Origin of the sequence: Nonomuraea sp. ATR24, assembly GCF_041950485.1 — a bacterium.
Taxonomy (GTDB): Bacteria; Actinomycetota; Actinomycetes; order Streptosporangiales; family Streptosporangiaceae; genus Nonomuraea; species Nonomuraea ceibae.
This window is the reverse complement of record NZ_JBGNUU010000012.1, coordinates 46,726-70,101: the sequence shown is the minus strand read 5'-3', so window position 1 is coordinate 70,101 and position 23,376 is coordinate 46,726. Positions and strand designations below refer to the sequence as shown.

23 protein-coding genes and 1 riboswitch are annotated in these 23,376 nt (G+C 72.9%); of the genes, 6 read left to right on the top strand and 17 right to left on the bottom strand.

Annotated elements, in window-relative coordinates; genetic code table 11:
- Nucleotides 1-7 precede the first annotated feature (7 nt).
- Both menD and ACBI99_RS27020 read right to left on the bottom strand, forming a co-directional pair.
- The gene (gene menD, locus ACBI99_RS27025) at nucleotides 8-1,672 is read right to left on the bottom strand and encodes a 2-succinyl-5-enolpyruvyl-6-hydroxy-3-cyclohexene-1-carboxylic-acid synthase (protein ID WP_219510449.1); all 1,665 of its coding nucleotides are present in this window, start codon (nucleotides 1,670-1,672) and stop codon (nucleotides 8-10) included.
- On the bottom strand, nucleotides 1,669-2,562 hold the full coding sequence (locus ACBI99_RS27020) for an o-succinylbenzoate synthase (RefSeq protein ID WP_246646173.1): 894 nt from the start codon (nucleotides 2,560-2,562) through the stop codon (nucleotides 1,669-1,671). Before ACBI99_RS27020 ends, menD begins: the two co-directional genes overlap by 4 nt.
- Nucleotides 2,563-2,643: 81 nt before the next feature.
- Here ACBI99_RS27020 and ACBI99_RS27015 point away from each other — a divergent pair, with 81 nt between their 5' ends.
- The 3 genes from ACBI99_RS27015 to ACBI99_RS27005 all read left to right on the top strand — a co-directional run bounded on the left by ACBI99_RS27015 (nucleotide 2,644) and on the right by ACBI99_RS27005 (nucleotide 5,646).
- Nucleotides 2,644-3,789 carry an AMP-binding protein gene (locus ACBI99_RS27015; RefSeq protein ID WP_219510451.1) on the top strand — a complete coding sequence of 382 codons (1,146 nt, stop codon included), beginning with the start codon at nucleotides 2,644-2,646 and terminating at the stop codon, nucleotides 3,787-3,789.
- A gap of 46 nt (nucleotides 3,790-3,835) precedes the next feature.
- Complete coding sequence (locus ACBI99_RS27010; RefSeq protein WP_357591685.1) at nucleotides 3,836-4,180, top strand: hypothetical protein; 345 nt, start codon at nucleotides 3,836-3,838, stop codon at nucleotides 4,178-4,180.
- A gap of 152 nt (nucleotides 4,181-4,332) precedes the next feature.
- Nucleotides 4,333-5,646: an RNA polymerase sigma factor gene (locus tag ACBI99_RS27005; RefSeq protein WP_219510454.1), complete on the top strand. Its 1,314-nt coding sequence runs from the start codon at nucleotides 4,333-4,335 to the stop codon at nucleotides 5,644-5,646.
- Nucleotides 5,647-5,709: 63 nt separating this feature from the next.
- Here the strand turns inward: ACBI99_RS27005 and ACBI99_RS27000 are convergent, their stop codons facing one another.
- Nucleotides 5,710-6,108 (bottom strand): hypothetical protein, encoded by a 399-nt coding sequence (locus ACBI99_RS27000; protein WP_219510455.1) that lies wholly within the window; start codon nucleotides 6,106-6,108, stop codon nucleotides 5,710-5,712.
- A gap of 130 nt (nucleotides 6,109-6,238) precedes the next feature.
- Between ACBI99_RS27000 and ACBI99_RS26995 the strand changes: the two genes are divergently transcribed.
- Both ACBI99_RS26995 and ACBI99_RS26990 read left to right on the top strand, forming a co-directional pair.
- Nucleotides 6,239-6,799, top strand: coding sequence for a TetR/AcrR family transcriptional regulator C-terminal domain-containing protein (locus ACBI99_RS26995; protein WP_219510456.1), 561 nt, complete (start codon nucleotides 6,239-6,241; stop codon nucleotides 6,797-6,799).
- A 198-nt stretch (nucleotides 6,800-6,997) separates the two neighbouring features.
- On the top strand, nucleotides 6,998-7,195 hold the full coding sequence (locus ACBI99_RS26990) for a DUF5999 family protein (protein ID WP_219510457.1): 198 nt from the start codon (nucleotides 6,998-7,000) through the stop codon (nucleotides 7,193-7,195).
- Between the two features lie 49 nt (nucleotides 7,196-7,244).
- Here ACBI99_RS26990 and ACBI99_RS26985 read toward each other — a convergent pair whose 3' ends face one another.
- Nucleotides 7,245-7,838 (bottom strand): alpha/beta family hydrolase, encoded by a 594-nt coding sequence (locus ACBI99_RS26985; RefSeq protein ID WP_219510458.1) that lies wholly within the window; start codon nucleotides 7,836-7,838, stop codon nucleotides 7,245-7,247.
- A gap of 82 nt (nucleotides 7,839-7,920) precedes the next feature.
- Between ACBI99_RS26985 and ACBI99_RS26980 the strand changes: the two genes are divergently transcribed.
- Complete coding sequence (locus ACBI99_RS26980; RefSeq protein WP_219510459.1) at nucleotides 7,921-8,277, top strand: hypothetical protein; 357 nt, start codon at nucleotides 7,921-7,923, stop codon at nucleotides 8,275-8,277.
- A 211-nt stretch (nucleotides 8,278-8,488) separates the two neighbouring features.
- Here the strand turns inward: ACBI99_RS26980 and ACBI99_RS26975 are convergent, their stop codons facing one another.
- From ACBI99_RS26975 to ACBI99_RS26915, 13 genes are all read right to left on the bottom strand, one after another.
- Nucleotides 8,489-9,322, bottom strand: coding sequence for a tetratricopeptide repeat protein (locus ACBI99_RS26975; protein WP_219510461.1), 834 nt, complete (start codon nucleotides 9,320-9,322; stop codon nucleotides 8,489-8,491).
- A 138-nt stretch (nucleotides 9,323-9,460) separates the two neighbouring features.
- A complete protein-coding gene (gene gcvP, locus ACBI99_RS26970) occupies nucleotides 9,461-12,280 on the bottom strand; it encodes an aminomethyl-transferring glycine dehydrogenase (protein ID WP_375073786.1) in 2,820 nt (939 codons plus the stop codon).
- A gap of 166 nt (nucleotides 12,281-12,446) precedes the next feature.
- Nucleotides 12,447-12,539: riboswitch (glycine riboswitch) on the bottom strand.
- Nucleotides 12,540-12,742: 203 nt separating this feature from the next.
- Nucleotides 12,743-13,363, bottom strand: a complete 621-nt coding sequence (locus ACBI99_RS26965; RefSeq protein WP_357591681.1) for a MerR family transcriptional regulator — start codon at nucleotides 13,361-13,363, stop codon at nucleotides 12,743-12,745.
- Between the two features lie 147 nt (nucleotides 13,364-13,510).
- Nucleotides 13,511-13,981 carry a bifunctional nuclease family protein gene (locus tag ACBI99_RS26960; protein WP_082310546.1) on the bottom strand — a complete coding sequence of 157 codons (471 nt, stop codon included), beginning with the start codon at nucleotides 13,979-13,981 and terminating at the stop codon, nucleotides 13,511-13,513.
- Nucleotides 13,982-14,087: 106 nt separating this feature from the next.
- Entirely contained in the window at nucleotides 14,088-14,714 is a 627-nt protein-coding gene (locus tag ACBI99_RS26955; protein WP_246646162.1) for a MerR family transcriptional regulator, read from the bottom strand.
- A 23-nt stretch (nucleotides 14,715-14,737) separates the two neighbouring features.
- On the bottom strand, nucleotides 14,738-15,250 hold the full coding sequence (locus tag ACBI99_RS26950; RefSeq protein ID WP_219510466.1) for an FHA domain-containing protein: 513 nt from the start codon (nucleotides 15,248-15,250) through the stop codon (nucleotides 14,738-14,740).
- A gap of 237 nt (nucleotides 15,251-15,487) precedes the next feature.
- On the bottom strand, nucleotides 15,488-17,992 hold the full coding sequence (locus tag ACBI99_RS26945; RefSeq protein ID WP_375073785.1) for a sugar phosphate nucleotidyltransferase: 2,505 nt from the start codon (nucleotides 17,990-17,992) through the stop codon (nucleotides 15,488-15,490).
- 4 nt (nucleotides 17,993-17,996) lie between these two features.
- Complete coding sequence (locus ACBI99_RS26940) at nucleotides 17,997-18,578, bottom strand: CDP-alcohol phosphatidyltransferase family protein (protein ID WP_219510468.1); 582 nt, start codon at nucleotides 18,576-18,578, stop codon at nucleotides 17,997-17,999.
- A 300-nt stretch (nucleotides 18,579-18,878) separates the two neighbouring features.
- A complete protein-coding gene (locus tag ACBI99_RS26935; RefSeq protein WP_375073784.1) occupies nucleotides 18,879-19,640 on the bottom strand; it encodes a GNAT family N-acetyltransferase in 762 nt (253 codons plus the stop codon).
- A 158-nt stretch (nucleotides 19,641-19,798) separates the two neighbouring features.
- A complete protein-coding gene (locus tag ACBI99_RS26930) occupies nucleotides 19,799-20,392 on the bottom strand; it encodes a phosphoribosylanthranilate isomerase (protein ID WP_219510470.1) in 594 nt (197 codons plus the stop codon).
- A gap of 117 nt (nucleotides 20,393-20,509) precedes the next feature.
- Nucleotides 20,510-20,953, bottom strand: a complete 444-nt coding sequence (locus ACBI99_RS26925; RefSeq protein ID WP_246646163.1) for a hypothetical protein — start codon at nucleotides 20,951-20,953, stop codon at nucleotides 20,510-20,512.
- Nucleotides 20,954-21,012: 59 nt separating this feature from the next.
- Complete coding sequence (locus ACBI99_RS26920) at nucleotides 21,013-21,711, bottom strand: response regulator transcription factor (protein WP_219510471.1); 699 nt, start codon at nucleotides 21,709-21,711, stop codon at nucleotides 21,013-21,015.
- Nucleotides 21,708-23,309 (bottom strand): histidine kinase, encoded by a 1,602-nt coding sequence (locus tag ACBI99_RS26915; RefSeq protein WP_246646164.1) that lies wholly within the window; start codon nucleotides 23,307-23,309, stop codon nucleotides 21,708-21,710. Before ACBI99_RS26915 ends, ACBI99_RS26920 begins: the two co-directional genes overlap by 4 nt.
- Nucleotides 23,310-23,376: the final 67 nt, after the last annotated feature.

Sequence of the window (23,376 nt, the reverse complement as noted above, 5' to 3'; positions counted from 1 at the left end):
AGGCCGGCTACAGCTCCTTGAGGTAGGTCGCGATCGACTCCTGGGCGGCCTCGCGCAGGTGGCCGTGCACGATCGCGTTGGCCTCGCGGTCGGTGCGCACCTCCACCACCCTCGGCCCCTGCCCGCGCAACGCCTTCGGCAGCTCCGAGATGTCCTGCACCAGCGTGTACGGGGTCCCGGTCGCGGCCGTCACGTAGCCGAGGTCCACCCCGTGCGGCGTGCCGAACACCCGCTCGAACGGGTCGCGCACCGCCGCCTGCGGCAGCAGCGAGAAGATGCCGCCCCCGTCGTTGTTGACCACCACCAGGCACAGGTCAGGCCGGGGCTCGCGCGGCCCGAGGATCAGCCCGTTCTGGTCGTGCAGGAACGACAGGTCGCCGAGCAGCGCGTAGGAGGGCCCGTTGTGGGCCAGCGCCGCGCCCATCGCCGACGAGACCAGCCCGTCGATGCCGGAGGCGCCCCGGTTGGCCAGCACCCTGATGCCGCGCCTGGGCCGCATCGCCTGGTCCAGGTCGCGGATCGGCATGGAGGACCCGCAGAACAGCAGCGACCCGTTGGGCAGCCCGTCCGCCAGGTCGCGGGCCAGCCGGGGCTCGCTCAGCCCGGAGCCGTCGAGCACGTCGTCGAGCGCCGTGCGCGCCGCCTGGTCGGCCTGCCGCCAGGCGTGCAGCCAGCTGTCGTCGCCGGCCGCGACCGGGATCTCCACCGCCTGCGCCACCTGCGTGGCCGAGCGGGTGGGGTCGGGCCAGCGGTCGAGGCCGGGCGAGACCACGATGTGCTCCTCGGCCCGCTTCAGCCACGACAGCAGCGGCCGGGACAGGCCGGGCCGGCCGAGCGTGACGACCACGTCGGGCCGATGGGAGTCGGCGAACTCGGGCATGCCGAGCAGGTAGTGGTAGGTGGAGATGGCGTGGTCGCCATAGCGTCCGCCGCCGTTGGGCTCCGACAGCACCGGCCAGCCGGCCATCCCGGCCGCCGCCACGTAGCGGCGCACGTTGGCCGCGCCGTCGCCGACCACGAGCACGCCGCGCCGGGTGGGCGCGATGTGCAGGGCGACGGGCGGCGGCGCCACGCGGGCGCGCACCCACGGCCCGGCCGCGCCGCCGTCGAGCGGCTCGCACCAGGAGTCGTCGCCGTCGGGGATCAGCGGCTCGCGGAACGGCAGGTTCAGGTGGACCGGCCCGGGGTCGGCCGGGCCCGCCGCCCGCTGGTAGGCGCGGCAGGCCAGCGACCGCCAGTAGGCCACCTGGCCGGGCCGCTCCTCCGGCACGCCGACCTCGGCGAACCACCGGGTCGCGGTGCCGTACATCTTGAGCTGGTCGATGGTCTGGTTGGCGCCGGTGCCGCGCAGCTCCGGCGGGCGGTCGGCGGTGAGCACGAGCAGCGGCACGTTCGACTCGCTCGCCTCGATGACGGCGGGGTGGAAGTTGGCCGTGGCGGTGCCGGACGAGCACAGCAGCGCGACGGGCCGCTCGGAGCGCCTGGCCAGGCCCAGCGCCAGGAACGAGGCCGAGCGCTCGTCGATGCGCACGTGCAGGCGCACGCGCGACTCGGCGTGCAGCGCGAGGGCGAGCGGGGCGGAGCGGGAGCCGGGCGCGATCACCACGTCGGTCAGGCCGCAGCGCACCAGCTCGTCGACCAGGACCGTGGCCAGCGCGGTAGCGGGGTTCACAGTGACGCCTCCTGCATCCGGCGTAGCCACGACGGACAATCAATCTCAAAATCCGACAAATGCTCAAAACTTACATCCGGGCGGCGTACGGGCAGCATCCCGCCCTCGGGGACGAGCGAATCGGCCACCACGTCGCCCGACAGCAGCGACATCGTGCCGAGCCCGCACGCGTACGGCAGCTCCGGCAGCGCCGCCGCCAGCGCCACGCCCGCGGCCAGCCCCACGGAGGTCTCCACGGCGCTCGACACCACCGCCGGCAGCCCGCACGCCTCCACTACCCTCAGCGCCGCGCGCACGCCTCCCAGGGGCTGCACCTTGACGACCGCGATGTCGGCGGCCTCCGCCGCCCTGACCCGCAGCGGGTCCTCGGCGCGGCGGATCGACTCGTCGGCCGCGATCGGCACGTCGCAGGCCCGCCGCACGGCCGCCAGCTCCTCCAGCGTGGCGCACGGCTGCTCGGCGTACTCCAGCCCGAAGCGGTCGAGCTCCTTGAGCCGCCGCACGGCCTCGCCGACGTCCCAGGCGCCGTTGGCGTCGATCCGGACCCGCCCCGAGGGGCCGAGCGCGTCACGCACGGCCTCCACCCGCGCCACGTCCGCCGAGAACGGCTGCCCCGGCTCGGCCACCTTGACCTTCGCGGTGCCGCAGCCGGAACGCCGGACGAGGTCGTGGGCCTGCTCCGGCCCGACCGCCGGCACGGTGGCGTTGACCGGGACCGCGTCGCGTACCGGCGCGGGCCAGCCGTCGAAGGCGGCCTCCCGCGCGCACGCGAGCCACCGGGCGCACTCGCGCGGCCCGTACTCGGGGAACGGCGAGAACTCGCCCCACCCCGCCGGTCCGTGCAGCAGCACCCCTTCCCTGACGGTCTGTCCCCGGAACCTGGTGCGCATCGGAATCCGGAAGACCACGGGAGAACGCGTCACGACCCTCCCTGCGCCGCTGCCCGATCTGACGCCATTAACCTTACGAGCATGTGGAGGAACCCGTCGCATCCGGACCGCCCGCTGCACGCGGTCGCGCTGCCCGCCGGGCCGCGGCTGTTCGCGGCGGTCCGCGACGCGCTGTCCGGCGACGGCCCCGCGGTGCTGCCCCTGATCCCCGGCCAGGAGGCCGCCGCGGTCGAGGCGCTGCGCCCCACCCACGCGGGCGGCGCGCGGCTCGCCGGCGGCGCCGGGGTGCCTGCCGGCGTGGCCGTGGTCATCGCCACCAGCGGCAGCACGGGGACCCCCAAGGGCGTGATGCTCTCCGCCGCCGCGCTGCGCGCCTCGGCGGCGGCCTCGCTGCGCCGCCTGGGCGCGTCCAGGGGCGAGCGGTGGCTGTGCTGCCTGCCCGTCTCCCACGTCTCCGGCCTCCAGGTGCTCGTCCGGTCGCTGCTGTGCGAGAGCGAGCCGATCCTGCACGAGCGCTTCGACCCGGTGGCGGTGCTGGAGTCGGGCGCCGACCACGTGTCGCTGGTGCCCACCCAGCTCCACCGGCTGGTCGAGATGCGGGCCGACCTGTCGGGGTTCCGCACCGTCCTGCTCGGCGGGGCCGCGCCCCGGCCGGGGCTGCTCGCCGAGGCGGCCGCGCTCGGCGCGCGGGTGGTGACGACGTACGGCATGAGCGAGACGAGCGGCGGGTGCGTGTACGACGGCGCGCCCCTCGACGGCGTGGACGTGCGGGTCGGCGAGGACGGGCGGATCGAGGTGTCCGGGCCGGTGCTGTTCTCCGGCTACCGGGGCCGTGCCGGGAGCCCGCTCGACGGGGGCTGGTTCGTCACCTCCGACCTGGGCGAGCTGGCGGACGGGCGGCTGCGCGTGCTGGGCCGGGCCGACGACGTCATCAACTCCGGCGGCGAGAAGGTGCCGGCCGCGTCCGTGGCCGCCGTCATCGGCGCCCATCCCGGAGTGGCCGACGTGGCCGTGGTGGGCCGCCCCGACCCCGAGTGGGGCGAGCTCGTGGTGGCCGCCGTCGTGCCCGCCGACCCCGCCGCGCCGCCGACGCTGGCCCAGTTGCGGGCCTACTGCGCCGACCGGCTGCCGCCGTACGCCGTGCCGCGTGACCTGCGGCTCCTGCCGAGCATGCCCCTGCTGGCGAACGGGAAGACCGACCTGATCCGCCTCAAGTCCGGAACCTGATGACTTGTGCGTGCGTCATAGTGGGGAAGAGACGGAGGGAGTGTTCATGGACCAGACCCGCAAGATGTGGGCATCCGCGGTGGCCGTCGGCGTGATCATCGCCGGTGGCGTCTCCGTCGCGGCGGCCGCCTCGGCGGGCAGGCTCGACCAGGCCAGGCAGACCCGGGCCGTGATCGAGAAGTCGGTGGTGCAGCCCGCGCAGCCCACCCCGTCCACATCTCCGACCGGGCTTCCCTCGGCGCGGCCCTCGGACGACGGTCTCGTGGTGACCAGCGAGGTCAACCCCGATCCCGACGAGGTCATCCGCTACTGGACGGACGATCGCCTGGAGGAGGCCAACCCGATGCCCATGCCGGAGGTCAGGCAGGGAGAGTTCGAGCTGGCCGAATAGCGCCACCGGTCACCCTTTTGGGCGTTTTTCACCCCTCGGGAACAAATAGCGCGGATCGGCGTTATTGATACTGGTGAGTCGTGCGGCCGGAGCCGGGCCGCCCCACCCAAAACGCCCAGAATCGCTTCCACTCCGTTGGAGGAGGTGTCCTCATGCCCCGAACCGCCGTGGCGACCCCACCCGCAACCCTCGAGCAGCTGATTGACCGAGGGCGAGCCCAGGGTCACCTCTCTCTCGCGGACCTGCGTGACGCATTCGCCCACGCGGGCATCAGCCCCGCCGAGGGCAGGTCGATCCTGCGCGAGCTGACCGACGCCGGGGTGAGCCTGGCCGCCGGTGACGAGCCGCCCGCCAAGGCGCCCGCCCAGGCCCGGAAGACCGCCAGGAAGCCCGCCGCCAAGCGCTCCACCAGGAAGAAGGCTTCGAGTCCCGAGACTACCGACTCCGGGGCCGCCAACGCAAAAACCGGCGACGAGGATGTGCCCGACGAGCTGGTCCTGCAGGCCGAGGAGGCCGAGCTGGAGAGCGAGCCCCTCGACCTGGACGACAACCAGTCGGTCATGGGCGACTCGGTGCACACCTACCTCAAGTCGATCGGCCGCCGCACGCTGCTCACCGCCGCGCAGGAGGTCGACCTGGCCCGCCGCATCGAGGCCGGGCTGTACGCCGAGTACAAGCTGGAGATCGGCGAGGACCTGTCCCCCGCCGCCCGCGACGACCTGCTCATGGTGGTCGAGGACGGCAAGGCCGCCAAGGACCACATGCTGGAGGCCAACCTCCGGCTGGTCGTGTCCGTGGCCAAGAAGTACACCGACCGCGGCATGTCCCTGCTGGACGTCGTCCAGGAGGGCAACCTGGGCCTCATCAGGGCCGTGGAGAAGTTCGACTACACCAAGGGCTTCAAGTTCTCCACCTACGCCATGTGGTGGATCCGGCAGGCCATCCAGCGCGGCTTCGCCGACTCCGCCCGCACCATCCGGCTGCCCGTGCACGTGCTGGAGATGCTCTCCAAGCTGTCGCGCATCGAGCGTGACATGCACCAGCGGCTGGGCCGCGAGCCCACGCCGGAGGAGCTGGCCGTCGAGCTGGACAAGACGCCCGACCAGATCGAGGAACTGCTGCGCACCAGCCGCCAGCCGATCTCGCTGAACGCGACCATCGGCGAGGACGGCGAGACCACGATCGGCGACCTCATCGAGGACGTCGACTCGCCGGAGGCGTCGGAGATCGTCGACCGCCAGCTCCTGGGCGACCAGCTCCGGGGCGTGCTGCAGAACCTGTCGCCGCGCGAGGCCAAGATCATGGCGCTGCGGTTCGGCCTGGTGGACGGCAAGCCGCACACGCTCGACGAGATCGGCAAGCACATGGGCCTGACCCGGGAGCGCATCAGGCAGTTGGAGAAGGAGTCGCTGTCGAAGCTGCGCCACCCCAGCAACACGCGCCCGCTGCTCGACTGGGCCAGCTGACCCGCCACCCACCAGGAAAAGCCCCGGCCACCCGGCCGGGGCTTTCTCATGTCTGCGGAAGCGTCAGCGGACGGCCGGGACCGGGCGGGGGACGCGCGGGATGCCCCACATGCGGTTGTTCTCGCGCAGCGTGCGCAGCCGCTCCACCTCTGCGGTCCACATGGCCCCGGCCGGCGTCGCCTTGGCCTTGCGGCGGGCGATCCGGTCGTCGTAGGCCTTGACGCCGAACGTCGCCCGCTGGCCCGCCTCGGCCGCGCGCAGCGCCTCGGTCAGCGCCTGGTCGAACGCGATCCCGGCGGCCATCAGCTCGACGTCGTCGGCGTCGGCGGCCCGCAGGTCGCGCAGCGTGCTCTCGGCCTCACGGGCCTTGTCGAGCAGCGCGGGGTAGCTCTTGGAGATCTCCACATCCGCGTGGAAGCGGACCTCGGCCTCGCGGCTGACCCGCGGACGGAAAAACGCCATCGAACTCTGCCCTTCACCACTGTCGTCAGCACTGTCGGCTCTTACCAGCGACAAGCGTACGCCGTCCGGCGCCACGCCCGGCAACCGGACGTCCCCCGGCCGGCGCCCTTTACATAGTAAGATGATCTCCATGCCCGCCAAGCGACCACCCGTCCCCCTCTCGCGCGAGCGGATCATCGAGGCCGCGCTGCACATCGCCGACACCCAGGGCCTGCGCAGGCTCACCATGCGCCGCCTGGGCGACGCCCTGGAGGTCGAGGCGATGGCCATCTACCACCACCTGCCCCGCGGCAAGGAGGCGCTGATGGACGCGCTGGCCGAGCACGTCACCGCCGTCCAGGTGGAGCCCGCCGGCACCTGGCAGGAGACCGCCAGGGCGTGGTGCCGAGCCAGCCGGGAGGTCCTGCGCGACCACCCGGGCGTGCTGGCCCTGGCGCTCACCAAGCCGCCCAAGGGCGGCACCGCCGTGGCGATCGGCGAGCAGATCTCCCAGCTCGCCGACGCGGGCCTGCCCGACGCGGCCGACGCCGTACGGTCGCTGCGGGCGTTCGTGTTCGGCAGCGTGGCGGTCGAGGTGCAGCAGTCGGGCTGGGCCGACCCCGAGGCGGACGAGTGGATCCGGCGCGACGAACGGGCCGACGCCGACTTCGAACGCGGTCTCGACGCATTGCTCCGAGGCTTGGAAACGTAGTGTGCGTGTCTCGCTTGGACCGTTATCCTGCATAAGGCACGCTGTGTCGAAGGTCACACGCCAAAGTGCATCCTCCTCCAACCGTCCTAACGGACTATGTCGGAACATGTGACATACGTCGCACACTTGCTGGAAACGAATACCCGAGCCGCTCCCGCCCCCACCGGGAGCCACCCACGAGATATCGGAGGCACGCCGATGTGCCCGCACGACCCGGCCTGTCCGTCTGCCGAGGCGCCCGACCGCGAGGCCGCACGCACCCTGGCCTGGCACCCCGAGCAGGGGTGGAGCCTCCTCTGCAATGGCGTCGTCCTGTTCGAGGACACCGGGGAGCTCCTTCCTGGCGGCACCGCCATCGCCCCGCACCGGCCCGAACCCATGGTCGGCGCGGCCTGACCGCACGCTCCTCATGCGGCCACCGGCCCCTCACGGGCCGGGGCCCCGGCTACCTCCAGTAGAGCTTCACCCAGTCGGCCACCACCTCACCCACCCGGGCGGGGTCCTTCTTCAGGTCGTGCCCCTCCCCGGGCAGCACCACCAGCCGCGCCGCGTCCGCCGCCTCCGGCACCCCGAACGGATCCCGGTCCCCGTTCACCACCAGCACGTCGACCCCGGCGCCCCGCAGCTCCTCCGCCCTGGAACGCTCCGGCCTGCCCGGCGGGTGCAACGGGAACGCCAGCGCCACCACCGCCGCCGCCCCCGCCGCCTTCGCGGTCCGGCACGCCACCCGCGCGCCGTTGCTCCGCCCGCCCTGCACCAGCGGCAGCTCCGGCCAGCGCGCCCGCAGCTCCCCCAGCACGGTCAGCCACGCCTCGTCCTGCCGCTCCGCCGACCCCGGCGCCCGCGCCCCCGCCACCCGGAACGCCTGCGTCACCCGGGCCACGTGCGCCCGCGCCCCCAGCGCCGCGTCCCGCACCGCCAGCAGGTCGGGCGCGTCGACTCCCCCAGCCGACCCGTGCGTCAGCACCAGCAGCACCCGGGCGCGCTCCGCCTCGTCGATCTCGACGCGCGCCGGGCCCCGCGCCGTCATGATCTCCATGGCAGCACCGTACCTGGGGATGAGGCGAAGATGGCTCTCAGGTCTGATGACGGCGCGCCGCCCGGAGTGCAGGATGGCCAGCATGCGAGAGACGAGTCCCATGCGCGAAGATCTTCAGGCGACGCTCGACGCCCGCCGCGACCTCGGGCCCGAATACGAAGCCGCGCTGGTCGACTCGCTGGTCGAGCGCATCGACGCGACGATCGCCGCCCGCGTCGCCGCCGAGCTGCAGTATCAGGGCGTCGCCCCCCGCAAGCCGCCCAAGCAGAAGTCCAGCGGCACCGGCATCATCCCCGTCGCGCTGGGCTCGATGGGCATCGGCATCCCCCTGACGGCGATCGCGGCCGGCAGCGCGGGCATCGCGGGCCTGCTGATCACCTGGATCGCCATCGTCGTCATCAACGTCGCCGCCGCGGCGGCCATCATCCGCCGCCCCTGACCCCGTCCCCCGTGGCCCTGCCACACGGGACCGCCCCAGCCCCCCGCCGCTGCGGGACGTAGCCACCCCCAGGAGCCCGGCCGCCGCCCTGCGGGGCCGCCTGCCGCAGGAGGCGCTGCCGCTCCCTCGTGGCTGCCGGATGCCGGGGCCGCCCGTGGCCGTCCGCCGGCCGCTGCCGTGCGTCGCCGCTGCCGGTCGCTGTGGGTGCGGGTCAGCGGTCGTAGCGGAGGCGGACCTCGGAGGCGAGCGTCTCGTCCTCGTGGTCCAGGCCGTACGCCCACACGTGGTCGGCGTCGTCGGCCCGGCCGCGCAGCGGCAGCGTGCGGGCCAGCAGCTCGATCGCCAGCGCGCTCGTCTGGGCCTCGCCGCCGTCCTCGACCGCGCCCGCGAACTCCGCGCACGCGAGCTCCAGGTGGGCGATGCCGAGCTGGACGCGCAGCCGGGCGGCGTCGTCACCGGAGGCGTCGCGGAGGGCGTCGAGCAGCAGGTCGGCGGCCTCCCCCGGGTCGCCGCGCTCGATGAGCAGGTCGGCGAGCTGCTGGACGGCGTGCATCCGCACGTCGGTCGCACCCTCAGGGGCGTCCCCGGCGCGCGGCTCACCGTCGGCGGGCCCCGCCGTGTCGAGGGCGGCGCGCAGGGCGGACTCGGCCTCGTCGGGGTCGTCGGCGTCGAGGGCGAGCCGGGCGAGCGCCAGGTGGGCCAGCGGCACGTACGCGGGCGTCCCGACGCCGAGGACGGCCTGCCAGGCGCCCCGGGCCTGGCCGAGGCGGCCCTCGCGTTCGAAGCCCTGAGCCAGGTGGCAGGCCGCCTGGGCGGCGAACTCGGGATGGCCGGTGGCGAGCGCGGCGCGGGCGGCGGCGCGGGCGCCCTCGACGTCGCCCGCCTCGTCGAGGACGACGGCGAGCCCCACGGCGGCCTGCGCGGCGTCAGGCCCGTCGGCGGCGGCGAGGTCGGCGAGAATGGCCGCCGCGCCGTCGAGGTCACCGTGCTCGGCCAGCCGGCGAGCGGTGTCGAGGGGCGGGGTCTGCAGCTCTGAGGACGTCAAGAGAGCTCCTTCGCGCGGCGATCGCACCGAGCTTAACCACTTCTGACGATCATGTCTGCTCACTTGACCCAGCCGGCCTGGAAAGCGGAGAACCCCGCCCTGCGCGGGCGGGGTCCTCCGGGCGGCCGAGCGGTCCGGTCAGTCCTCGTACGCCTCCAGCGGCGGGCACGAGCACACCAGGTTGCGGTCCCCGTACGCCTGGTCGATGCGGCGCACCGGCACCCAGTACTTGCCGTCGCGCAGCGAGGGCACCGGGTAGGCGGCCTCGGTCCGGGTGTAGGGGTGCGGCCACTCGTCCGCGGTGACCGCCTCGGCGGTGTGCGGGGCGTTGCGCAGCGGGTTGTCCGACTTGTCGTAGTCGCCGGACGCCACCTTGGCGATCTCGCCGCGGATGGCGATCATCGCGTCGACGAACCGGTCGAGCTCGTTCAGGTCCTCGCTCTCGGTCGGCTCGATCATGAGCGTGCCCGCGACGGGGAACGACATGGTCGGCGCGTGGAAGCCGTAGTCGATGAGGCGCTTGGCCACGTCGTCGACGGTGACGCCGGTCTCCTTGGTGATCTGCCGCAGGTCCACGATGCACTCGTGGGCCACCAGCCCGCCGCGCCCGGTGTAGAGGACGGGGTAGTGCGGGGCGAGCCGCCTGGCCAGGTAGTTGGCCGACAGGATGGCCTGCTCGGTGGCGGCGGTCAGGCCCTCGGCGCCCATCATCCGGACGTAGGCCCACGAGATCGGCAGGATGCCGGCCGAGCCGTAGGGGGCGGCGGAGACGGGGCCGACGGCGCTGCCGTCGCGCAGCGGGTGGCCGGGCAGGTAGGCGGCCAGGTGGCCGCGGACCGCGACGGGGCCGACGCCGGGGCCGCCACCGCCGTGCGGGATGCAGAACGTCTTGTGCAGGTTGAGGTGGGACACGTCGGCGCCGAACTCGCCCGGCTTGGCCAGGCCGACGAGCGCGTTGAGGTTGGCGCCGTCGACGTACACCTGGCCGCCGGCCTCGTGCACCTTGGCGCACACCTCGGTGATGCTCTCCTCGTACACGCCGTGCGTGGACGGGTAGGTGACCATGATCGCGGCGAGCCGGTCGCGGTGCTTGCCGATCTTGGCGTCGAGGTCGGCGAGGTCGACGTTGCCGTCGTCGTCACAGGCCACGACGACGACCCGCATGCCGGCCATGACGGCGCTGGCGGCGTTGGTGCCGTGCGCCGAGGACGGGATGAGGCAGACGTCGCGCTCGGTGTCGCCGTTGGCCCGGTGGTAGGCGCGGATGGCCAGCAGTCCGGCGAACTCGCCCTGGGAGCCGGCGTTCGGCTGGATGGAGACGGCGTCGTAGCCGGTGACCTCGGCCAGCCAGCCCTCCAGCGTCTCGATCAGCTCGCGGTAGCCGGCGGCCTGGGCCTCGGGCGCGTACGGGTGGATCGCGGCGAACTCAGGCCAGGTGATGGACTCCATCTCGGTGGTCGCGTTCAGCTTCATCGTGCAGGAGCCGAGCGGGATCATGGAGCGGTCGAGCGCGATGTCCTTGTCCTGGAGCTTGCGCAGGTAGCGCAGCATCGCGGTCTCGGAGCGGTGCTCGTGGAAGACCGGGTGGGTCAGGTAGTCGGACTCGCGCAGCAGGGCGGCGGGCAGCGCGTCGGCGGCCTCCCCGGCGGGCTCGACGCCGAACGCCGCCCAGACGGCGGCCAGCTCGGCGGCGCCGGTCTTCTCGTCGCAGGAGATCGAGACGTGGTCGTCGCCGGCCTGCCACAGGTTGACGCCGCGCTCGGCGGCGGCGGCGACGACCTCGGCGGCGCGGCCGGGCACGCGGGCGAGCACGGTGTCGAAGAACTCGCCGTGCACCACCTCGACGCCGCCCCGGCGCAGCCCCTCGGCCAGGGTGGCGGCGTGGCGGTGGACGCGGGCGGCGATGCGGCGCAGCCCGTCGGGGCCGTGGTAGACGGCGTACATGCCGGCGATCACGGCGAGGAGCACCTGGGCGGTGCAGATGTTGCTGGTGGCCTTCTCGCGGCGGATGTGCTGCTCGCGGGTCTGCAGGGCCAGCCGGTAGGCGGGGTCGCCGTCGGCGTCGACCGACACCCCAACGAGGCGGCCGGGCATCTGCCGCTGCAGCCCGTCGCGTACGGACATGTAGGCGGCGTGCGGGCCGCCGAAGCCGAACGGCACGCCGAACCGCTGCGAGGAGCCGATCGCGATGTCGGCGCCGAGCTCGCCGGGGGCGGCGAGCAGGGTGAGCGCGAGCAGGTCGGCGGCGGCCACGACGAGCGCGCCCGCCTCGTGCGCCCGCCCGGCCACGGCGCGGAAGTCGCGCAGCCGGCCGGAGGCGCCGGGGTACTGCACGAGCACGCCGAAGCACTCGGGCAGCTCGCCCTCCAGGTCGCTCTCCACGAGCGTGATGCCGAGCGGCTCGGCGCGGGTGGCCAGCACCGCCTTGGTCTGCGGGAGGGCGTCGGCGTCGACGACGAACACGTCGCTCTTCGCCTTGCCGGCGCGCCGGGCCAGCGTCATGGCCTCGGCCGCGGCGGTGGCCTCGTCCAGCAGGGACGCGCCCGCGACGGGGAGGCCGGTGAGGTCGGACACCACGGTCTGGAAGTTGAGCAGCGCCTCCAGCCGGCCCTGCGAGATCTCCGGCTGGTAGGGCGTGTAGGCGGTGTACCAGCCCGGGTTCTCCAGCAGGTTGCGGCGGATGACGGCGGGCGTGACCGTGTCGTGGTAGCCCAGGCCGATCATCGAGGTGAGGACGCGGTTGCGGCCGGCCAGGGCGCGCAGCTCGGCGATCGCCTCGGTCTCGCTCGCGGCGGCGGGCAGCTTGAGCCGGTCCTTGGCCCTGATGGACTCGGGGACGGCGACGGCGACCAGGTCCGCCACCGATTCGAAGCCGACGGCCTCGAGCATGCGCTGCTGCTCGGCCGCGGACGGGCCGATGTGCCGGGCCGAGAACGGCGGTGCTGACAGATCTGTCATGGAGATGCCTCCCGAGGCTTTGGAGACCGGCGCTGGGCGCGGGCGAATGCCGGATCTCCCCCTCTGTCACCGCGCGCTAGTCATCGCGACCTGAGAGCTTCGCCCCGGCGGGGCTTGCACCGTCGGTGAAGCGCGCCTGGCGGGCGCACCTGCTTTCCAGAGTTGCCTCACCCGAGCGGTACGGGATGCCTGAGAGATTCCGGGGAGGGTTGCTCCTTCGGCGCCCCGGGCCAGCCGGGGTCTCTCCCGCACGGGGTCGACAGCATGTCCCAGATTACTACGCCTTGTCCGGCAACCCCACCGCAGGCGGCCTGATGCGCACGCCGGGAGAGTCGCTCCCCGTCACCCGGTGATTCCCGTCACCCGGTGTTCCCCGTCGCCCCGTGTTCCCCGCCGCCCTGTGCGCGGTGGTCACCTGTACGTCGCGGTCACCTGTGCGCGGTGGTCACCTGTGCGTCGTGGTCACCCTGTGCGCCGTGCGCGGCGCCGCCGGGCCAGCTCGTCAGCGGGATGTTCGGCCGGGACGGTGTCCGCGACCGCCGCGCGTTCCCCCGGCAGCTCCGCGAGGGAGCCCTCGACCTCGCGCCAGACCCGGCCGAGCGCGATGCCGAACACGCCCTGACCGCCCTGGAGCAGGTCGATCACCTCGTCGGCCGAGGTGCACTCGTAGACGCTGACCCCGTCGCTCATCAGCGTGATCTGCGCGAGGTCGGCGACCCCGCGGTCACGCAGATGCTGCACGGCGGTGCGGATCTGCTGGAGCGAGACTCCCGTGTCGAGCAACCGCTTGACGACCTTGAGGACCAGGATGTCGCGGAAGCTGTAGAGCCGCTGCGATCCCGAGCCCTGGGCGGCTCTTATCGTGGGCTCCACCAGTCCGGTGCGCGCCCAGTAGTCAAGCTGCCTGTAGGTGATGCCGGCCGCCGCGCAGGCCGTCGGCCCGCGGTATCCGATGTCGTCGGGAAGCGTGGCGGGCTGCTCGTCGAAGAGCAGACCCTGCTCCCCGGCACGCTGCCGCGCGCTCTCGCGCCGCACCGGATCTTCCTGGCCGGCCGTCTTTCCCTCGCCGCTGCTGACCGCCACGCGGACCTCCGGCTTTCTCTCATCCCGCGGCCTGATCTGGGGGTTCGTAAAAGGCGACCGCGGGTTTCACTTGCACCGTAGGACCGTGACCATGCTCAGTCAACGATCCGGCTCGGCGCGTCGTGAAGCGTAAATGCACTGAAATACCTACCCCGCCCTGCCGAAGTCCTCGGGAGAGATCGTGTCAAGGAACTCCCTGAACTTCTCCACCTCGTCCTCCTGGTCGTCCGGGATGATCACGCCGGCCTCCTGGACCACCTCCTCGCTGGCGAAGATGCGGGCCCCGGTGCGCAGGGCGAGCGCGATCGAGTCGGACGGCCGGGCGCTCACCTCCACCCCGTTGGAGAACACGAGGTCGGCGAAGAAGATGCCGTCACGCAGCGCGACGATGTTGACCGCGCGCAGGCCCACGCCGAGCGCGCTCAGCACGTCCCGGAACAGGTCATGGGTCAGCGGCCGCGGGGGAGGCTCCTCCGCCTGGGCCAGGGCGATGGCCGTCGCTTCGGTCATGCCGATCCAGATCGGCAGGAACCGCTCCCCGTGTGCCTCCTTGAGCAAGACGATCGGTTGATTTGTAGGCATTTCTACGCGAACGCCCACGACCTCCATCTGCAACACGGGCTGCTCCATATTCGACTGGCCGGTGGCCCGGCACAGGTCATCGCTGGTCCGCTTCTGCAATTCAACGTAACACCCGGGGAGCCCTGAATGTCCCGCGGGCCGCTCATCGCCCCAGAACGCTCCGCACACCCGTGCGCAGCAGCGCCGCGTGCAGGTCGAGCAGCAGAGCCGACAGCTCCCTGGCCGTCTCGTCGGCCTCCCCGATCGCGCCGGGCGCCCGCCGTTTCAGGATCGGCGCCACCGTCTGCTCCACCAGCCCCGCCTCGCGCTCGGCCGCCGCCCGGACCGCCCGCAGATGGCGGGCGTGCAGGCCGAATTTGGCCAGCGCGCCGACGCTGCGGGCCACCTTCAGCGCGTCCTCGTCGTAGCGCCTGGCCTTGGCCGCGAGCAGGCCGTAGTCCTCCAGCTCGGTGAGCGTCTCCTCGTCGATCCCGGCGGCCTCCAGCAGCTCGGCGCGGCTGAGCCGGACCTCCTGCTTGTCCTGGAGGGCGCGCGGGCGGCCGAAGCCCTCCGCCATCTTGTCCTTGATCACCCGCAGCGGCAGGTAGTGGTCGCGCTGCTCGGTGAGGATGTAGCGCAGCTGCTCGACGTGCAGGTGGGTGAACTTGCGGAAGCCGGACGGGGTGCGCTCGGGCTCGATGAGCCCTTCGCCCTCCAGGAACCGGATCTTGGAGACGGTGACGTCGGGGAACTCGCCCTGCAGCAGGGCGAGCACCTCCCCGATGCTCATGTGCGAGCGTGCCGCCTGCGAACTCATGTGCCGGCGGGTGTCCGCATCAGGAACAGGAGCCGGAACTTGCCGATCTGCACCTCGTCGCCTGAATGGAGCGGAACCTCCTCGATGCGCTCGCGGTTGACGTAGGTGCCGTTGAGGCTGCCCACGTCGCGCACCGAGAACTGGCCGCCGCGATGGCGGTAGAACTCGACGTGGCGGCGCGAGACCGTGATGTCGTCGAGGAAGATGTCACTCTCCGGATGGCGGCCGGTGGTGGTGAGGTCCTTGTCGAGTTTGAAACGGCTGCCCTGGTTGGGCCCCCTGGTCACGGTCAGCAGCGCCGTGCCGGGCGGAAGCTGCTCGACCAGCGCCCGCTCGGCCAGCAGCATGTCACCGGTCTCTGCCTCGTACGCCTCTATTCCCGCGACGGAGATCGTCGATGTGGTATCCCCTGAGACCTCGGGTCTGGTCAACGGTGACCCACAACGGGAACAGAAACGGGCATCCTCGGGGTTGGCGTGCCCGCACTGCGTGCAGTAGACGCTCGGCATCGATCGGCTCGGCCTCCTACCGCGAAGACGCGGCAACGGTGCTCGGGGCGCGCCTCGCTTCGCTCTCAAGATTTTGCGAATGCCGCAACTTACGCTGATCAGCGGCAAAGGTCAAGGCGGGGCGCTGGACGACAGGCTGGACGCTGACAAAGTTACCGCCGCCCCCGCCCGAAGGTCCATGCCGCCGCGCCTTTCCAACATTACGATCTTGCCCGCCATCCCGACAAATCACCGGGATCAGGTGCTCGCCCGCTCCACCACGCGCGCCCAGCGCTCCAGGAGGAGCTGCGCGGTGTCGACGTCGGCCGCCTCGGCCCACAGGTGGGTGACCGGCTCGGTGGCCGCGGGCAGGATGAGCACCCAGCTCCCGTCCTCCCCCGCCACCCGCACGCCGTCGGTGGTGTCGACGCGGTGGCCGTCGCGGACGGCCTCGGCGGCCTCGATGACCGAGCGCATGACCGCGCCCTTGACGGCCCACTGCGTCGGGATCGCCCGCCTGAGCAGGTTGACCTCGGGGATGCGGGCGTCGATCTGGCTGAGCGAGAGCCGGGTGCGCGCGACCAGGCCGAGCAGGCGCATGAACACGGCCAGGCCGTCGAGCGCCGGGCTGAACTCCGGCACCACGAAGCCGCCCCGGCCGTCGGCCGCGAAGATCATGCCGGGCCCGGCGGCGGCCGAGGTGAGGGCGTCCACGGCGGTCGAGGTCCACTCCACCTCGACGCCGTGGAAGCGGCACACCTGCTCGGCGACGCGGGTGGTGGTGACGGGCAGCGCCACCCGCCCGCCGCGCCGCTCGGCGGCCACCAGGTCGAGAACCACGAGCAGGGCCCGCTCCTCGCCGATGAGCTGGCCCATCTCGTCCACCAGCGCGATGCGCTCCCCCACGGGGTCGAAGCGGACCCCGAAGGCCGCCCTGGAGGAGCTGACGAGCTCGGAGAGGCGTTGCAGGTCACGGCGGCGCTCGGCGATCGTCTCCGTGGGCGACAGGTCGTCCAGGACGGCGTTGACCGTCAGCACCTCGATCCCGGCCCGGCCCAGCAGCCGGGGCAGCACCAGCGACGAAGTGCCGCCCGCGCAGTCGACGACCACCTTCATGTCCCGTACGCCCGTCATGTCCACCCGGCGCAGCAGCTCGTGCGCGTAGTCCTCGACGGCCCTGGCCGGGTAGGTGAGCTCGGCGATCTCGCCGGGGAAGGCGCGGCGGAACTCCTGCCGGGAGAAGACCCGCTCCAGCTTGCGCTGAGCGGCCGGGGGCAGGTCGGCGCCCCGGTCGTCCATGATGACGATGTCGACGCTCTGCGGGTCGCCGGCCGTCGTGCGGAGCGCGATGCCGCCCGCCGCCGTGCCCCGGGTGGCGTGGAAGCGGGCCACGGGCAGCGGGGCGGCCTCCAGGTCCAGCACGTTGATGGCGCTGGCGGTCAGCGCGCCGATCACCGCCCGCTTCAGCGCCCGCGCGGCCAGCGAGGAGTCGCGCGAGGTGACGACGTTCGCGCCCTTGCTCAGCGTGGTCGCGTACGCGCTGGCCAGCCGCACGCACAGCTCGGGGGTGATCTCCACGTTGACCAGCCCGCTGACGCCGCGCGGCCCGAACAGGCTGCGCTGGCCGCGCGACTCCCAGATGACGCTCGTGTTGACGACCGCGCCCGCCTCGATGGTCTTGAACGGGTAGACCCGCACCCCGCTGGAGACGTACGCCTCGGGCTCGATGACGCACTCGTCGCCGACGACCGCGTTCTCCTCGATCCGGGCGCCGCTCATCACGTCGGTGCTCTTGCCGATCACGCAGCCGCGCAGGTGGGTGCCGGGGCCGAGGTAGACGTTGTCGTGCACGATCGCCCGGTGCAGGAACGCGCCCTCGCGCACCACCACGTTGTTGCCCAGGACCGTGTACTCGCGCAGCTCGGCGCCCGCCTCGACCTTGGCGTACTCGCCGATGAACAGCGGGCCCTTGAGCACGGCGTCGGGCTCGACGGAGGCGGAGGCGGCCACCCAGACGCCGGGCGAGACCTCGAAGCCGCCGATGTCCAGCCTGACCTTGCCGGTCAGGGCGTCGGCGTGGGCCTTGAGGTAGCTCTCGTGGGTGCCGACGTCCTCCCAGTAGCCGGCGGCCACGTAGCCGTAGATGGGGGCGCCGCGCTCCAGGAGGCGGGGGAAGACGTCGCCCGACCAGTCGACGGGCTCGCCGGCGGCCACGTGCGCCAGGACCTCGGGCTCCATGACGTAGACGCCGGTGTTGACGGTGTCGGAGAAGACCTGGCCCCAGGTGGGCTTCTCCAGGAAGCGCTGCACCCGGCCGGACTCGTCGACGATGATGATGCCGAACTCGAGGGGGTTCGGGACGCGCTTCAAGCCGATGGTGACAAGTGCCGAAGTTTCGCGATGAAAGCGGACCATGTCGGATAAGTCGATATCCGTCAGGGCGTCGCCGGAGATGACCAGGAAACGATCGTCATGTAACCGGGCAGCGGCGTTCTTCACGCTGCCCGCCGTGCCGAGCGGCACGTCCTCGGTGGCGTACTGCAGGCTCATCCCGAGCTCGTCGCCGTCGCCGAAGTAGTTGCGCACGAGCGCCGCCAGGAACTGGACCGTCACCACGGTCTCGGTGACGCCGTGCCGCTTGAGCAGCCGCAGGACGTGCTCCATGATCGGGCGGTTGACCACGGGAAGCAGGGGTTTGGGCTGGTTGGCCGTCATCGGACGCAACCGGGTGCCCTCACCGCCCGCCATGACGACCGCCTTCACCCGATCACTCCTTCGTGGTCGCGGTTACGAGCCGGCGCACCTGTATCACATACAACACGCCTGCCCACCAGTACAGGCCCGTTCCCCAGAGCGCGAACGCCCACCCGACAATGCGGGTTATATCGGCATACCACCCGTCATGGGAGGCAAGGAAGAGCAGAGGGAAGGCGTACATGAGGTTGAACATGGCTGCCTTGCCCAGAAAATGCACTTGAAGTGCCTTATAGCCATGTTTGCGAAGTACGGGGATGAAACACGCGACGAAGAGTTCCCGCGCCAGGATCACGGCCGCCAGCCACCACGGGATGACCTCCCGCACGAGCAGCGCCAGGATCGTCGCGAACACGTAGAGCTTGTCGGCCGCCGGGTCGATGATCCGGCCCAGCTTGCTGGTCTGGTTGAACGCCCGGGCGATCTTGCCGTCGAGCCAGTCGGTGAAGCCGGCCACCGCCAGGATCGCGATGGCCCACCCGTCCGCCTTCGGGCCCAGAACCAGCCAGAGGAACACGGGCACGCCGAGGAGGCGCAGGAAGCTCAGCAGGTTCGGAACCGTCCAGATTCGGTCCTCGGCGGAAGTTTCACTCACGCCCCAGACCCTACTGCGTCAAACTTCCTGCCCAGCGGCCCCCGATCCCCCGATTCCCCACCTCAGGGTCGCCCCCGGCGACGGCCGGACGGCGGCTCAGGGCCGACAGGGGGTGGGGCGGCCGCATCCCCCGATTCCCCCACCTCCGGGTCACCCCCGGCGGACGGCACGCTCGGCGGCTCAGGGGCGACAGGTGCGGGCGGACGCACCCTCCGATTTCCCAGCCGGAGGGTGGACGGTCGGAGGGTGGACGGTCGGAGGGTGGACGGTCGGAGGGGCGTTGCGGGGCCGGGGGCGCCGCTACGGGGTCTTCAGGAAGGAGTGCGTGCGTCCGGTCGTCTCGAAGCCGAGGCGGGCGTAGAAGTCCTTGGGCCAGTCGGCGGCGTCGGCCAGCAGGAAGACCAGGTCAGCCCCCGCCGTCTCGGCCAGCAGCGAGCGCATGAGGGCGCGGGCGTGGCCGTTGCCCCGGTGCCGGGCCAGGGTGACCAGGCTCTCGATCTGCGCGACGCCCTCGTGCGCGTACAGGTCGGCGTACGCGGCCAGGCCGCCGTCCGCCGCCCGTACGCCCCGGAACCCCACCCGGTCGGCGCCCCGCAGCCGGGTCTCGATCCGCCGCGCCAGCCCGTCGACGACCTCCTCGGACGCCTCCGGCAGCGTCGCGCGCCAGCTCTCCCGCACCACCGGCAGCAGCTCGGCCACCTCCAGGCGCTCGGCCTCGGGCGGCCCGGCCGGCGGGGCTCCGCGGAAGACCATCACGAGGGTCTCCTCGTGCTCGTACCCGGCCGCCGCGAACGTGGGCGCGAAGGCCGCGCCGAGCGCGTCGTCGTCCACGTTGACCTGCCGGTGCTCCCTCCCGCCGAGCACCCGCTCCGCCGCCTCCAGCACCACGCCGGGGTCGTCACCGGCCCACACGACGAGCTTGTTGTCGTCGTACGAGCCCGGGTAGCGGTCGTCGAGCACCGCGAACCCGCCGGGCACGTCCACGACCCGCGGCGCCCGCCGCCGCGCGAACCCCCGCACGAACTCCAGCGCCCGCCGCAGCTCCACGTCCTCTCGGCCCATGTCCGGCCCCTCCGTCACTCGGTCGTCGAACGTCCGGCCCTCCCGGGGATCCGGGGCAGGCGGCAGGAAACCCGGACGCCCGTACGCGCTCCGGGACGGCTCTGGCGTGACCCGTTGGCCCCGAGGGCACTCGGGGCGCTCGGGGTTGCTCAGGGTGGTCAGGCGGCGGCGCGGGAGGCCGCGAGGAACGCCTCGATGAGGGCGGAGTCCTTCACGCCCGGGGCGGTCTCGACGCCGCTGGAGACGTCCACGCCCCAGGGGCGGGCGGCGGCGACGGCCTCGGCGACGTTGGCCGGGTCGAGGCCGCCCGCGAGGAGCCAGTGGCCCGAGGGGCGGTCGCGGACGGCGGCCCAGTCCCAGGGCTCACCGGAGCCCGGCCGGGGCGCGTCGACGATGAGCATGCTCTCGTCGAAGGCGCCGCAGCGCAGGTCGGCGCTGGCGTCGACGGCGCGGACGAGCGTCAGGCCGAGGTCCTTGAGCGCGGTGAAGTCGCCGTGCGGGTGGCGGCCGTGCAGCTGGATGGCGCGGACACCGGCGGTGAGGGCGGCGGCCCGCACGGTGGCGGGGTCCTCGCCGCGGAAGACGCCGACGGTCAGCACGTGCTCCGGCACCAGGGCGGCCAGCTCGGCGGCCCGCTCCGGGGTGACCTGGCGCGGGCTGCGGGTGAGCACGAAGCCGATCGCGTCGGCGCCGGCCTCGACCGCGGTGGCCACGTGCTCGGGCTCACTGAGACCGCAGATCTTCACATACACACCCCAAACCCTAGCGGAGAGGAGGGGAGACACCCCAAACCTTGACGGGCCGGCGGGCAGACGCCCGGACCCTGGCGGGCCGGCCGGGAAGACACCCCGACCCCGGAACCCGGGGTGCTAGCGGCGGCGGGAGGCGGTGGGGGACCAGGACCACAGCAGCATCGCGGTGACGAGGCCGAACAGGACCACGCCGCTGGGCAGGTGGGCGCCCAGCCACAGCCAGGTGAAGTGCTGCCCCATCCCGACGACGAACAGGGCGACGCTGGCCAGGGCGGGCCAGCCGGCGCCCCGGCCGGGCCGCCAGACGAGCACGGCCAGGACGATCTGGACGAGCGCGACGAGGTGGACGGCGAGCCCGGCCATCACGTGCGCCTCGGCCATGGCGCCGTCCGAGGCGACCGCCTGGCCCGCCAGGGAGGCGGCGACCAGCAGCGACGCCGCCTGGGCGACGACGGCCACGCGGAGCGCGTACAGGAGTCCCGGGGACACCCGGCCGCCCGTGGGGGCCGGTCCGGGGCGGGCGCCCGCGCGCGTGGTCGTGTCGTAGGTGGAGTCGGACATGGCGATCCTTCCGTCGGTGGTGAGAGCAGAAGGATCGCGCCCGCCCCCTCCCCCGGTCGTCAGCCTGACGGGCTACCCGCCGGTCCGCCACGCGGCGGACGGACGGTGCGGAAGGAGGCGTCGACGAGGCCGGCGCGGTGCGCGACGACGGCGGCCTGGATGCGGTTGCGCAGGCCGAGCTTCTCCATCGCGGCGGCGATGTGGGTCTTGACGGTGGTGACGCCGACGTGCAGCTCCTCGGCGATCTCGGCGTTGGACAGGCCGGTGCCGACGAGGGCGAGCACCTCGATCTCGCGTTCGGTGAGGCCGCGCGGAGCGGGGGCGGCGGCCTGCTCCTCGGCGTCGAGGAAGCGGTCGACGACGCGGCGCAGCACGGAGGGGGCCAGGAGCTGCTCGCCGGCGTGGGCGCGGCGGACGGCGTCGACCATGCGTTCGGGCTCGTCGTCCTTGACGAGGAAGCCGACGGCGCCGGCGCGCAGGGCCGCGTACACGTTGGAGTCCTCGGCGAACGTGGTGAGGACGACGATGCGGGTGGACGGCCGGGCGGCCAGGACGCGGCGGATGGCCTCAAGGCCGTCGACGCGGGGCATGCGCAGGTCCATGAGGATGACGTCGGGCAGGTGGCGTTCGGCCAGGCGGACGGCCTCGGCGCCGTCGTCGGCCTCGCCGACCACCTCCATGTCGCTGTTGGCCTGCAGCAGCATCCGCACGCCGGCGCGGACGAGCACCTGGTCGTCGGCGATGAGGACGCGGATCACGCGTTGCCCCTGGCGGCGGGCAGGCTGGCCGCCAGGAGCCAGCCGCCGTCCTCGTCGGGCCCGGCGGTGAGGGTGCCGCCGAGGGTCTTGACGCGCTCGCGCATGCCCGCCAGACCGCGCCCGGAGGAGGGCAGCCGTTCGATGCCGGTGGGCGGGCGTCCGTTGCGGATCTCGACGGCGAGGCTGTCGCCGTCGGCGCGGACGCGGACGCGGACCTCGGTGCCGGGTCCTGCGTGTTTGAGCACGTTGGTGAGGCCTTCCTGGACGATGCGGGCCGCGGAGGTGCGGGCGAGCAGCGAGGTGTGGTCGGTGGCGGGGTCGAGGTCGAGGTCGACGAGGAGCCCGGCGGCGGACATCCGTTCGGCGGCCTCGCGGACCACGTCGGCGGGGTCGGCGAGCAGGTCGGGCTGGCGGTCGGGGTCGCGCAGCAGGTCGATGAGGCCGCGCAGGTCCTCCAGCACCTGGTGCCCGGTCTCGCGGATGTCGGTGAGGGCGTCGGCGACGGGCCCGTCGGGGGCGGTGTAGCGGGCGGCGCTGGCCCGCAGCACCATGGCGCCGACGTGGTGGGCGACGATGTCGTGCACGTCGCGGGCGATGCGCTCGCGTTCGGCGAGCTGGTCGGCGCGGACCTGCGCCACGGTGAGCCGGGTGGACTCCCGTACGCGCAGCCGTTCGGCGGCGGCGGCGGCCTGTTTCATGCCCAGGTAGCGGCCGATGGCGACGGGGGTGATGACGAGGGCGCAGAGCACGGCGGCGCGGAAGCCGGTGACCTCGGTGCCGGGCCCGACGACGGCGATGGCGGCGAGCAGGCAGGTGGCCAGGTAGGCGACGACGGTCCAGGTCCAGGAGGCGACCCGCATCGCGAACACGCCGAGGGCGATGAGCGTGAGCACCAGGCAGCTGTTGACGACCTCGGGCAGGTAGCTGTCGGCGGCGACGAGCACGATGCCCTGGAGGAGGAAGACGAGGCCGGGCAGCCGTCTGGCGACGCCGAGCGCGAGCCCGGCCCCGACGGCGAACAGGCCGATGACCCAGGCGGGGTGGCCGCCGCTGTGCCAGCTCGTCCAGGTGCTGAGGACGGTCTGGGCGACGCCGCCGGCGGCCAGGAGCACGTCGGGGGTGACGTCGCGGTGTTCGAGCTCGCCTATCGAGCCGCGCAGGTAGCCGCCGACGATCACGGGGAAGACGGTGATGCCCGCGGCGTACATCAGCGAGGTGCTGGTGAAGGCGATGCCGGGATCGGCGAGGTTGAGCCCGGTGGCGACGCCGCTGGCGGCCATCGCCATGATCACCGATCGCCAGCCGGCGCTGTAGGCGGTGACGCCGACGGCGACGAGCAGCAGCACCTGGGCGGTGTTGGAGCTGAAGGCGTCCAGCCGGTCGGTGCAGATCAGCGCGACCGACAACCACAGCGCGGTGGGCAGCGGACAGCGCCGCACGAACCCCATGGGCGCGCCGACCAGCAGCGCGAAGGGTCCGACCGTGTATGCGGGCGGCAGGTCGCCGATCCGCGCCTGGCCGGACATCAGCAGGTCGAGGCTGACTCCGGCGGCGGCGAGGAGCAGGTCGAGGGGCGCGCCACGCCAACGCCAACTCATGCGTCAAAGGTATCCAGGTGGCACTCGTGGACAGTCCTCCCGGCGGAGGATGGCTTCTCCTCCTACT